Below are 13,368 nucleotides of genomic sequence, written 5' to 3' on the forward strand. Positions count from 1 at the left end.
AAAACAACAGATTAGCAACAAGGGAGAGAGTTGTAAAATGTCGAACAAAGAAGAAAAGAAACAAGTTGCGGCTGCAGAAGGCGATTCGCTAAGGCCAACTGAAGATAAAGACAGAACAATGGGTACATTTGGCTACATGTCCATGTGGGTCGGAGACGGTGTAAACATGGGTAATATGACACTTGGTATGAGTGTTATTGCGGTAGGTGTAGCGACACTAAACATGTGGCAAACTATTGCTGCATCCGTTCTTGCAATCGGAATTATTTCACTTATTTTTGCATTAAATGATAGAGCGGGATACAGAACAGGAATTCCTTATGTAGTACAATTAAAAATGTCCTTTGGTGATAAAGGAACAATCATTTCATCTCTTCTACGTGGTGTACCTGCCATTATCTGGTATGGTATTCAAAGTTGGATTGGTGGTACCGCATTAAACGAAATCACTAAGATACTATTTGATTTTGATAATGTTGCGGTAAGTTTCGTTGTATTACTACTTGTACAAATTGTTATTTCTATGAAAGGCTTCCATGCTATTAAGTGGGTAGAAACAGTAGCATCTGTTGTCCTTATGCTAATAGTAGCAGTTGTATTTGTAATCTTAGTTAAAGATTATAGTGGAGAAATTGTTAATAATTGGGTTAAAGCAGAAGGAACTTGGGGTCTAGAATTCTTTGGATTTGTTATGGTATTCATGGGTAACTATGCAGCGATTTTCTTAAGTGCTGCTGACTACTCTCGCGAATTAAAAACAGGTATTAGTGACAAAAAACGTGGATTCTTGTATTTCGGACCAATTACATTAGCTTATGGTTCTGTTCTAATAGTAGGTGCCATGCTTGCGGTTGTTACAGGATATGTAAACCCTGCACTAGCATTACCGGCATTACTTGATAACCAATATGCAACACTATTTGTATCGGCATTCATCGTATTTGGTGTAATTGCAGTTAATATGGTTGCTAACATTGTTTCACCAACTTATGTTATTCAGTTATTCACAAAACTAAATTACAAAATCGCAGTAACAATCACTGGGTTACTTGCAATGGTTTCATTCCCTTGGTTATTAGTTCAAGATGAATCAGCACACGGTCTAGATATGTTCGTACTGATCTATTCTGCATTCTTAGGTCCAATCGTAGCTATCTTGCTTCTTGAGTACTATGTATTTAGAAAGCAAAAAGTGAAAGTTGAAGAACTATACAAGAAAGATGGACAATTTGCTGGTTGGAATCCTGCCGCTCTAATCGCATTATTTGGTGGTGCGGCTGCAGCGTTCGTTAAAGTTGACCTAGCTTGGATCATCGGATTTGTAGTAGCTGGAATTCTATACTACTTGGTTACGAAGTTTGCTTTCAAAGGCTCTCGTTTCAAGAAAGATACAATTTTTGAAGAAAAATAAGTTTATTGAAGCCTGGATGAGTTTTCATCCAGGCTTTTATATTATATGGATTCAGGTTGAAATGTAAGAGCTCCTCATTCATCATTTCGTGTGTAAAATAAGATTAAAATGAATAATTGAAACTCTTCATTTGTCATTTCAAGTGTAAAATTAGGTTAAAATGAATAATAGGAGCACCTCATTGAGCATTTCGAGTGTAAAATAAGATTAAAATGAATAATTGAAACTCTTCATTTGTCATTTCGTATGTAAAATTAGATTAAAATGAATAATAGAAACTCTTCATTTGTCATTTCGTATGTAAAATTAGGTTAAAATGAATAATAGTAACTCCTCATTCATCATTTCGAGTGTGAATTTAGATTAAATGAATAATAGGAACTCCTCAATTGTCATTTCGTGTGTAAAAATAGTAAGAAATGAATAATAAAACCCCTTCATTCATCAACTTGTTCCTAAAATTTGGTTAAAATGAATAATGACAAATTCCCATTCAGCATTCAGCCCAACTCCTATAATAAAATGAGCTATCAATTAAAAAAATCAGGTACACTCCATAGAATGTGCCTGATTTATAAAACTATTGACCAACTACAATCTCACCATTGTCATACACTACTGTCCCATTAACTATTGTTGTTTTTACATTTCCTTTGAATGTTTTACCAACGTATGGTGAGTGTTGGTGACGATATAATAGGTCTTCTGCTTGTAATTCGAAGCTTTCGTTTAGGTTTACTAATGTAACATCAGCATCAAAGCCTTCAACAAGAGATCCTTTATTTTCTAGACCAAAGCGTTTTGCAGGATTTACTGCTGTTACTTCTACGATCTTTTCTAATGGTAGGTTACGTTTATGATATCCTTCTGTTAACAAGACGTTTAAGGTGGATTGTGCACCGGAAATTCCGCCCCAACCTTCAAAGTAGTTATCTGTTACAGTTTTCATATCAGCAGGTGCTGGTGAGTGGTCTGAAGCAATCATGTCAATTTCACCATTGGCTAGAGCTACCCACAATTCCTCTACTTCTTCACTATCTCTTAGTGGTGGAGCACATTTTGCTAGTCCGCCTTTTTCTTCTAAATCTTTTACAGTAAGTGCTAAATAATGTGCACACGTTTCAACAGATGCGTTGACGCCACGCTTTTTCGCTTCATTAATTAGATTAGTTACTTTACGGCTACTTGCATGAACCACATGTAATTTACAACCAGTTGCTTCTGCATAAGAAATGATTCTACGAACAGCCTCAATTTCAGAAATAATTGGTCGAGATTCAACAAAGTCACGTGCGGTAGTCTGGCCTTGTGCAATTTTTTCCTTTGCTAATTGATCACAAATAACAGTACTCTCGGCATGTACAGCAAGTATGGAATTAAATGAAGCAATTTCCTTCATTCCTTTATATAGCGTTTCGTCATCAGCGTTGTTAAAGTCTTCAATGCCGCTAGGGGACATGAATGCTTTAAAACCAATAACGCCATTATCATGAAGTTCCTTTAATTGGTTGATATTTTCTGGAACTAAGCCACCCCAGTAATACGGATTAACGACTGATTTCATATCAGCTAAATCACTTTTGTTTTTTAGATTTTCTTTATTAATAACAGGTGGTGTACTGTTTAATGGCATATCGAAGAAAGAAGTTGCTCCACCTTTTGCAAGACTTCTGCTCCCAGTAGCAAGACCTTCCCATTCTGCACGACCTGGTTCATTGAAGTGAACGTGTGTATCAATAACGCCAGGTAGCACGTGCAAACCTTTGGCATCAATTTCTTTGTTCGCTGTGCCTTCAATATTACTAGCTACCTTTTGAATTTTACCATCTTTCACTGCAATATCAGATTGAAAGGTAGATTCTGGCGTAACAACTTGTCCATTTCGGATAATTAAATCATATGTACTCATTATATTCCCTCCTATTTTGATGTGTATAATAGAATGACTAACTTAAGGGGTAAGGATAGAAGTTAAAACCAAATACTTCCATCCTTATTGTAAATATAAAAAAAACATTCGTCATTGTTCGCTTTAACTAAAAAAAATCAAAACCTTTTGACGGTATGAACAATATTCACATAGTCTTAGTATGGCTAGAAACTATTACTTATACCTAAGTGATTTAAATTGTTATAATAGAAGTTGTTAATGAAATAGGGGATTATGATACCTCTTACATGAAATTCTTATTTGGAGGTGTTTAAAGTCGAATATCGCGTTAAGGATTTATTAAAAAAAGATATATTAAAAGATGCTACTTATCTGGGTGACAGTAGTGGCTTAAATAATATAATTACTGGTATTACAGTAGTAGACTCCCCGGATATTGCGGATTGGTTAAAAGGTGGGGAACTACTTCTAACGAGTCTATATCCTATTCGAGGCCTTACGATTGAAGCGATTAATGAGTGGATGGCTCGGTTGTCGGGAAAGAAGGTAAGTGCCCTAATTATAAAAATACAAAAGGTATTTTCCGAAGTTCCATCTTTTATTATGAAAGCTAGTGAACAACATGGAATTCCTATCATCCAAATTTCTAAAGATGTTGCTTTTATCGATATCATGTACCCTGTCATGGAAGAATTATTTAATGATAAGGTAAGGAAACTTGAATATTATAAAGAAGTCCACGACCGTTTCACTGCTTTGTCATTGGCAGATGAAGGGGAAGACAAAATAATTGAGACATTGGAAGCGTTAATCGGGAATCCGGTTGCTTTATATGATCGTGATTTTCGATGTTTTGCAACAACGAATAATTCTATTTCTTTATTTTATGGAATGGAGCGTATAAATAGGAAGGAAGAAATAACCGATACAAAGTTTCCTTTCTACCGGCAAAGCGTGGTCTTTCCGGGGATTCAGGAACAGAAGTCCGAGCAAATCGTTGTAACGGTCGAAACAATTAATCATATTAAAATGTATCTCATCATCAGTGAATTGAATAAAAAGATAACATCATTTGATTTTATTGCTATCGAAAATGCGGCAACTTCCTTGTCTTTAGGTCTTGTGAAAAAGTTTGCAATTGCTGAAGTGGAACAAAAGTTTAAAGATGATCTTCTCGATGATTTACTAGCTGGGAAAACGCAGTCGCTTCACCCGCTTCGTGATCGAGCAAATGTGATTGACTTTAATTTAGATAGTCAGTATGTCGCTCTTCTATTTCATTTGGAGGGTGATTATCATGGAGATGAGGATGGAGAGAAGCTTACAAGTCACAAACAGCAACAACGGCATAATAAATACCTAAGACAAACCATTGAGTTTTATCAAAGAGATGCCATTATTCGTGAACGAAGCGATGTCATTATTGTATTATGGAAAGTGCTTCAAAAGGATGAAAATGATCGCGACTGGTTAAACCAGATAAAAACATCCTTGGATCATATTCAGCAAAAGTTTAAGAAATATAATGAGAACTTAGCTGTACAAGTAGGTATTGGAAATATTGCCCAAAATGCGCTGGATTTATCACAGACATATCAAGAAGCACAGGATTCATTAAAACTTGGTCAATTGTATAATCAAGGTGATTTTGCAATTAGTTTCAATGAATTAGGTGTGTATCGCTTGTTATATCAATTAAAGGATGTTTCTGTACTCACTAATTTTGTTCCACAATCGCTTCAGAAACTTTTAGATTATGATCATGCAGTTAGAAATGATTTATTGGAAACTTTAAAAGTCTTTCTACAAACTAGTCAAAATGCATCAAAGACTGCCCAAGCACTTTTTGTACATTATAAAACTGTAACCTACCGGATAGAACGTATAAAAGAGATTACTGGTATCGATTTTGATGATTCAGAAGAAATTCTTTCCGTTCAGTTAGGTTTTAAAATATTAGATGTCATGAATAAACAAGAAAAATCATAATGAAATCCCAAAACTCCTATGTTTTGGGATTCTTTTTGGTTATAAAAAGTTGTTTCTTCACTAAATTCCCACATATAAACAATCTATAATAATTTTCCCATTATTCCTCATTTGCTGTTTTCGCTAATGAAATATATCAATAACACCATTCGTTTTTATATTTTTATCTTTTATGGATAAAAAAATATTGAATCTTTATCCCGAGTTTGTATAGTAGTTGATTGTGCAAAGGATTACAATAGATTTGTTTGGCAGATAGGAGAGTATTAAAATACTCCTTGTTTCCATATGAAAAAACTACATTCAAAAAATGGAAGAGTGAATGAGAGTTTATCAAAAGATTACATAACATATCTTCTATTTCAATAGAATGGTTTTATTTAAATAGTGCACCTTATTCAATAAGGACTAAAAGGTTTTGAAAGGAAGGATTACAGTGAAAGATTTAGAAAAAGATATCACGAGTATGTTAGAAACACTCGGTTCTCACGGTAAAGATCCTGCAGGTGGAATTTCACGATTTCTTTATTCCAAAGAATGGTTAGCTGCACAAAAATACTTAGAGCAGGAAATGAAGAATGAAGGCTTAGAAGTACATTATGATGAGATCGGAAACTTGTTTGGAACGTTAAAAGGATCTAAATACCCGAATGAAACAATTCTATCTGGATCCCACGTAGATACAGTAGGAAATGCTGGATATTATGATGGACAATTAGGTATCGTAGCTGCATTTCTAGCAATTAAATATTTAAAAGAAAAACATGGCGAGCCCCTGCGTAATATCGAAGTGATTTCGATGGCGGAAGAAGAAGGTAGCCGTTTCCCTTATGCGTTTTGGGGTTCTAAAAATGTAGTTGGAATTGCAAAACGAGAAGATGTTGAAAATATCAAAGATGCAAATGGTGTTCCTTTTGTAGAAGCAATGAGAGAATGTGGCTTTGATTTCCGTGATGACAACAAAGGTATGCGAGAAGATATCAAAGCATTTGTTGAGATTCATAATGAACAAGGTGGCGTACTAGAAGCTGAGAAGAAATCAGTTGGGGTTGTAACTAGTATTGTTGGCCAAAGAAGATTTAATGTTGAAATCACTGGCCAAGCAAACCACGCTGGAACAACGCCAATGGGATATCGTAAAGATGCTGTTTTTGCTGCCAGTCAAATGATATATGAAATTATTTCAGAAGCTAAAAAATATGGTGATCCACTAGTAACAACAGTTGGAAAGGTCGATGTTGTTCCTAACGTAGTTAATGTTGTACCTGGTAAAGCAATGTTCACCATGGACATACGTCATACAGAAAAATCCGTTCTAGTTGAGTTTACTGATGTAGTAAAGGAAAAGTTAAATACATTAGCAAGCGAACATGGTGTCGAAATTAACATCGACATGTGGATGGATGAAGATCCAGTTCCAATGGATGAAAAAATTGTAAAGTTAATTGAAAATAGCTGTGACGAAAATGGGTTGAACTACAGAGTAATGCATAGTGGAGCAGGACATGACTCACAAATATTTGCGCCACGAGTACCAACGGCAATGCTTTTTGTACCAAGTCGTGATGGTATAAGTCATAACCCAGCAGAATACACTGAGCCGCATGATTTGGCTGAAGGTGTTAAAGCATTAATGGGTGCTTTATACGAATTAGCTTATAAAGAATAAAAAAATAGTAGGAGAGATGAAATATGGGATATCCAAAAGATTTACTACAATCACGTTCAATTATTAAACATGGTTTATATGCGTTAATTGCTCCAGAAGGACTAGTAAATAACAGTGTTCCAGGATTTGAGAACTGCTATGTATCCATCTTAGGTTCACCACGTTTAGGTGCAAGCTTTGTGGATTACATTATCACGATGTATGAAGGTGGAAAAAACACTCGTGGATTCGGTGGGGAAGAAGATGTGGAAACATTCCTTTACGTAGTAGATGGAAAAGTAAAAGTATCTACGAACGAAGAAGACCACACACTAACGCAAGGAGGATACATTTATTGCCCTCCAGGAACTAAAATGTTTATGGAAAACCTTGAGAAAGGTGATTCTAAGATCTTCCTTTACAAACAAACATACAAACCATTAGAAGGTGTTTCTAAGCCTTGGTTAGTAACTGGAAATGCAAATGATATTCCTGAAGTTGAATATGACGGCATCAAGGAAATGCGCATACAAGACTTACTACCAACTGACTTTGCCTTTGATATGAACTTCCATATCTTAACGTTCGACCCAGGTGCATGTCATCCATTTATTGAAACACATGTTCAAGAACATGGTGCATACTTACTATCTGGTGAAGGTATATACAACTTAGATAACGAATGGATTCCAGTTAAGAAAAATGATTACATTTTCATGGGACCATACGTACAACAAGCATGCTATGCAGTAGGTAGAGAAAAACTTTCTTACGTTTATTCTAAAGACTGTAACCGCGATGCGGACCTGAAGAAATAAGGCACTAGACATTTGGAAAAATATATTACTAAAGCGTGAGGTGTCGAAATGAGAGTAACCAAAGAAGAACTAAAAGACCTTATGAAAACAAAACTTCATAAAGCAGGATTACCAGAAGAACAAGCAGATGTTGTAGCTGACGTCCTTGTTCATGCTGATTTACGAGGCATCCATTCACATGGTGCAATGCGTGTAGAATACTACGCGGAACGTATTGCTAAGGGTGGCATTAACCTTGAACCGAATATTAACTTTGAAAAAACAGGACCAAGTACAGCTGTTTATGACGGGGACAATGGTGTCGGACATTATATGGCTAAAAAGGCGATGGAAGAAGCTATTGAAATGGCGAAAGAAAATGGTATTGCTGTTGTTGGTGTAAGAAACATTAGCCACAGTGGGGCATTATCTTACTTCGTTAACCAAGCAGCAGATGCCAAAATGATTGGTATTTCTGTATGTCAGTCTGACCCAATGGTTGTTCCATTTGGTGGTGCAGAACCTTATTATGGTACGAACCCAATTGCATTCAGTGCGCCAAGTAGTACAGGAGAAAAGATTATTGTTGATATGGCTACAACCGTTCAAGCATGGGGTAAAATCCTTCATGCACGTTCGAAAAACGAATCTATTCCAGATACTTGGGCAGTAGATGAGAATGGTGCACCTACAACGGATCCATATAAAGTAAAAGCTTTACTACCTATCTCTGGTCCAAAAGGATATGGATTAATGATGATGGTTGATATTCTTTCTGGTATTCTGTTAGGTCTTCCATACGGAAACAAAGTAACTTCCATGTATGAAGATCTAACTGCATACCGTAAGCTAGGTCAACTTCATGTTGTTATCAATCCAGCATTCTTTACGAATTTGGATGGTTTCTTAGAAAAGATTACTGCAACAATGAAAGAATTAAACGAAATTAAACCAGCACCAGGTTTTGACCAAGTATTATACCCAGGTCAACCAAATGATATTCAACAAGAAAAATACGAGCGTGATGGTATAGAGATTGTTGATGATATCCTCGAATACCTAAAATCCGATGTTGTTCATAACAATCAATACGATAACAAAGATCCATTTGCTAAATAATTGTCTATGAAACTAGGAGGTTCAAGCCATGAAAGTACAAAAGCAAGAGCTTCACAAGCTGATTCAGAATAAATTGCATCGTGCCGGTCTAACCGAAGAACATGCAGATATTGTTGCAGATGTACTGGTTCATGCGGATATTCGTGGATATCACTCGCATGGAGCAATGCGCGTTGAGTATTATGCAGAACGTATTGATAAAGGTGGAATCAATACCGATCCGAATTTTACCTTTGAAAAAACAGGACCAACTACTGCCATATTTGATGGTGACAATGGTGTAGGACATGTCGTTGCGAAAAAGTCCATGGAAGAAGCAATTGCCATGGCTAAGGAAAATGGGGTCGCTATCGTTGGAGCAAAGAAAATGAGCCATAGTGGTGCTCTTTCGTACTTTGTCCAACAGGCAGCCGAAGAGGATTTGATCGGTATTTCTGTTTGTCAATCGGATCCCATGGTTGTACCGTTTGGTGGAGCAGAGCCTTATTATGGAACCAATCCAATTGCGTTTGCTTGCCGTGGGAAAGATAACGAGTTAGTAACGTTTGACATGGCTACAACTGTACAAGCCTGGGGTAAAATCCTAGATAAACGTTCGAGAAATGAATCGATTCCAGATACATGGGCAGTGGATAAAGATGGAAACCCAACTACAGACCCATTTAAAGTAAATGCGCTATTACCAATTGCAGGTCCAAAAGGATATGGTTTGATGATGATGGTTGATATTTTATCTGGTGTTCTGTTAGGACTGCCATACGGCAATAAAGTATCTTCTATGTATGAAGACTTAACGGAATATAGAAATCTCGGTCAACTACACATCGTGATTAACCCTGAGTACTTTGCAGGTCTAAAGGTGTTTAAAGAAAGCTTGACTAATTCTATGAATGATTTAAACAATATTAAACCAGCTCCAGGATTCAAAGAAGTATCCTACCCTGGGCAACGCAGTGCAATGAGAGAACAGGAAAATGAGAAGAATGGAATTGAAATTTTAGATGATATTGTTGAATATCTTCAATCTGACGTCATTCATCATAATTCCTATGATAATAAAGATCCATTTGCAAAATAGATAAACCAAATTTGAGGAGTGAACAAATATGCTTCATACGATTATTAAGAAAAACTCGTATCAAGATTCCGTAAACTTAATGTTATTAACAAACGCGGTATCCGTAATTGAAGGTGTAGAAAAAATTCAAGTAATGATGGGTACACCAGCAAACAAAGATATTCTTAGTGCTGCTGGATTATATACAGATGAATTAGCAGATGCAGGTGCTAATGATATGTGTATCGTTTTAGATACAGATAATGAAGAAAAAGTTGATGAAGTGTTAGCTGCTGTTGATGAATATCTTAACAACCAAGCTATCTCAAAAAGCGGAAATGACTTCGAAACAGTTCGTACATTTGACAAAGCAATGAAAACAATGCCAGATGCAAACCTAGCTGTTATTTCTGTGGCTGGTCAGTACGCTGCAAATGAAGCAGATAAAGCGCTAGACAATGGCTTAAACGTATTCATGTTCTCTGATAACGTTTCTTTTGAAGACGAACGCCGCCTAAAAGAAAAAGCACATGATAAAGGCCTACTTGTTATGGGACCTGACTGTGGTACTGGCGTAATTTCTGGTATTCCAATCGCATTCACAAACGTTGTAAAAGAAGGAAACATCGGTATTGTAGGTGCTTCTGGTACAGGAATCCAAGAAGTAACAACAATCATCGATCGTCTAGGCGGAGGAGTTGTTCATGCACTAGGTACTGGTGGACGTGACCTTTCTGATAAGATTGGTGCGATTACGATGATGGACGCAATTAAAGCATTAGAAAACCATAACCCTACAGAAGTGATTACAATCATTTCTAAGCCACCAGCAAAAGAAGTACGTGACCGTGTTGTTCAATTGCTTCGTAGCTTATCAAAACCTGTTGTTACAATCTTCTTAGGTGAAAAACCTGAAAAACACGAAGGAAATGTATACCAAGCTTATACATTAGAAGAAACTGCAAGAATCTCTGTTGACCTAGCGAAAGGTAATGAAATTAAAGAAGATTACAATGCCGTTGATGTTGCAGTAGATAATGTTCAATTAACACCGGAACAAACTTCTATTAAAGGATTTTACTCTGGCGGAACATTAGGATATGAAGCAGCAACATTACTTTCTGATGCACTTAGCCTAGAAAAAGGTAAAGCTGCTGAAGGATTCTTATTACAAGCAAATGGTCATGAAATTGCTGACCTAGGGGATGACATTTACACACAAGGTAAACCTCACCCAATGATTGATCCTGATACACGTGTAAACTTCATGGAAAAAGCTGCTGATGATGAATCAACTGCTGTTGTCCTATTTGATGTTGTACTTGGATATGGTTCTCACAGTGATATGGCTGGTGCTTTATTACCATCTATCCAACGAATCAAGAGCAATGTAGAAGCAAAAGGACGTAATGTGTACTTTGTAGCGACAGTATGTGGAACAGAACAAGATCCACAAGACTACCAAGACCAACGTCAAAAACTAGAACAAGCTGGTGTTATTGTACGTGATAGCAACAACCAAGCAGTTCGTACAGCTTTATCCATCATTGGTTTAACTGTAAACGACGTGAAAAAACAACATGTAGAATATACAGGTGAAGTTGCACAAGAAGACCTAAGCATCTCACCAGAATTAGATAAATTAATCAACTCAAAACCAGTTGTAGTTAACATCGGGTTAAAGAGCTTCACAGAACCTGTAGTTAAATACGGCGGAAGAGTAGTTCACTACGACTGGAGACCAGTCGCAGGCGGAAACGAAAGAATGGCCAAGATCCTTAACTTACTAAACAGCTATTCTAAGTAATATTTTAAACAAGAATTGGATGGAACTAGGGACTATAGAATGATACGCATTACTAGCTCCGGAAATATACGGAGACTCCTGCGGGAGGATAGGCCTAGGTGAGACCCCACAAGAGCGCTAGCTCTGAGGAGGCTCACCAGCCGCCCGCGGAAAGCGAAGTATATTTCCGGAGCGGGTAAGGTGCAGTACCAAACGTTACTAGTAATTTTTCAAGTTAAATGGTTTTGTTCCATCCTCTTCATACACATACGAATTTTTGTATATAAAAGGAGAGAAAATAGATGAACTACAATACAATTGATGAAGCAAACCGCGCCGTACTAGACAAAATCGTCGGCTCACAACCTTTCTTAGTAGACGTCGTACCTGCTAAATCTGTAATTAGCGAACTAAATAACGGGAAAGTTATCCTACATGCTGGCCCACCAATCAAGTGGGAAGACATGACAGGTCCAATGCAAGGTTCTTGTGTTGGTGCAGCACTATTTGAAGAATGGGCTGACAACGAAGATGATGCTAGAAACATGCTAGCAAATGGTGAAGTAGAATTCATTCCTTGCCACCATGTAAATGCAGTTGGACCAATGGGTGGTATCACAACTGCAAACTTCCCAGTATTCGTTGTTGAAAACCGATCTGAAGGTAACGAAGCTTACTGCATTATGAACGAAGGTATTGGTAAAGTACTTCGTTTCGGTGCATTCTCTGAAGAAGTTATTAATCGTCTAATCTGGATGAGAGATGTATTAGGACCAACATTATCTAAAGCACTAAAAATTAAAGGTGACGGTCTAAACCTTAACGTTATGATCGCTAAAGCTATTACAATGGGTGACGAATTCCACCAACGTAATATTGCGGCTTCACTTATTTTCTTAAAAGAAGTAGCTCCACTAATTGTGCAAATTGAAGGCTTGAGCGACAAGGATCAACAAGACGTTTTACAGTTCTTAGCTGATACAGACCAATTCTTCTTAAATGTTATGATGGCTGCAAGTAAGGCAGTTATGGACGGAGCAAGAAAAGTTCAAGATGGTACTGTAGTAACTGCTATGTGTAGAAATGGTAAAGACTTCGGTATTCGTATCAGTGGAATGGGCGACCAATGGTTTACTGCTCCAGTTAATACACCACAAGGTCTATTCTTTACTGGCTACTCTCAAGAAGATGCAAACACAGATATCGGTGATAGTGCAATCACAGAAACAATCGGTGTTGGTGGATTTGCGATGATCGCAGCTCCTGGTGTTACTCGTTTCGTAGGTGCTGGTGGATTTGACGATGCTCTAAAAACTAGTAATGAAATGTTAGAAATCTGTATTGATCAAAACCCTAACTGGGCAATTCCAACTTGGGACTTCCAAGGTGCATGTCTAGGAATTGACGCTAGAAAAGTAGTTGAAACAGGAATTGAACCAGTTATCAACACTGGTATTGCTCATAAACAAGCTGGTTTGGGACAAATCGGTGCTGGTACTGTGCGCGCTCCACTAGCTTGCTTTGAAAAAGCTATTGAAGCATACGCTGAAAAATTAGGACTTATCTAATAGAACAATGAAGGAATTTATCTTTTATGGAGAGGAACATCATTCTGATCTTCCTCTCCTTCTTTCTGAAAATAATTTAGGGCGAGTGCACAGTATCTTTCA

At 37.1% G+C, this 13,368-nt stretch carries 9 protein-coding genes; 8 read left to right on the top strand and 1 reads right to left on the bottom strand.

What is annotated here, in order from left to right; translation table 11 throughout:
- Positions 1-37: 37 nt before the first annotated feature.
- Positions 38-1,411 (top strand): NCS1 family transporter, encoded by a 1,374-nt coding sequence (locus TE34_RS07630; protein WP_047984225.1) that lies wholly within the window; start codon positions 38-40, stop codon positions 1,409-1,411.
- Positions 1,412-1,991: 580 nt separating this feature from the next.
- Here TE34_RS07630 and TE34_RS07635 read toward each other — a convergent pair.
- Positions 1,992-3,320, bottom strand: a complete 1,329-nt coding sequence (locus TE34_RS07635; RefSeq protein ID WP_047984226.1) for an allantoinase — start codon at positions 3,318-3,320, stop codon at positions 1,992-1,994.
- 288 nt (positions 3,321-3,608) lie between these two features.
- Here TE34_RS07635 and TE34_RS07640 point away from each other — a divergent pair, with 288 nt between their 5' ends.
- The 7 genes from TE34_RS07640 (at position 3,609) to TE34_RS07670 (ending at position 13,266) form a co-directional block, all read left to right on the top strand.
- Entirely contained in the window at positions 3,609-5,291 is a 1,683-nt protein-coding gene (locus tag TE34_RS07640; RefSeq protein WP_047984260.1) for a PucR family transcriptional regulator, read from the top strand.
- Between the two features lie 436 nt (positions 5,292-5,727).
- Positions 5,728-6,960, top strand: coding sequence for an allantoate deiminase (allC, locus tag TE34_RS07645; RefSeq protein ID WP_047984227.1), 1,233 nt, complete (start codon positions 5,728-5,730; stop codon positions 6,958-6,960).
- A gap of 23 nt (positions 6,961-6,983) precedes the next feature.
- Positions 6,984-7,757, top strand: a complete 774-nt coding sequence (gene allE / locus TE34_RS07650; RefSeq protein ID WP_047984228.1) for a (S)-ureidoglycine aminohydrolase — start codon at positions 6,984-6,986, stop codon at positions 7,755-7,757.
- 48 nt (positions 7,758-7,805) lie between these two features.
- On the top strand, positions 7,806-8,855 hold the full coding sequence (gene allD / locus TE34_RS07655; RefSeq protein WP_047984229.1) for an ureidoglycolate dehydrogenase: 1,050 nt from the start codon (positions 7,806-7,808) through the stop codon (positions 8,853-8,855).
- Positions 8,856-8,883: 28 nt separating this feature from the next.
- Complete coding sequence (gene allD, locus TE34_RS07660) at positions 8,884-9,933, top strand: ureidoglycolate dehydrogenase (protein ID WP_047984230.1); 1,050 nt, start codon at positions 8,884-8,886, stop codon at positions 9,931-9,933.
- A 28-nt stretch (positions 9,934-9,961) separates the two neighbouring features.
- On the top strand, positions 9,962-11,719 hold the full coding sequence (gene fdrA, locus TE34_RS07665) for an acyl-CoA synthetase FdrA (protein ID WP_047984231.1): 1,758 nt from the start codon (positions 9,962-9,964) through the stop codon (positions 11,717-11,719).
- A 281-nt stretch (positions 11,720-12,000) separates the two neighbouring features.
- Complete coding sequence (locus TE34_RS07670) at positions 12,001-13,266, top strand: YlbE family protein (protein WP_047984232.1); 1,266 nt, start codon at positions 12,001-12,003, stop codon at positions 13,264-13,266.
- Positions 13,267-13,368 lie beyond the last annotated feature (102 nt).

Source organism: Ornithinibacillus californiensis, from assembly GCF_001038485.1.
GTDB lineage: Bacteria > Bacillota > Bacilli > Bacillales > Amphibacillaceae > Ornithinibacillus > Ornithinibacillus californiensis.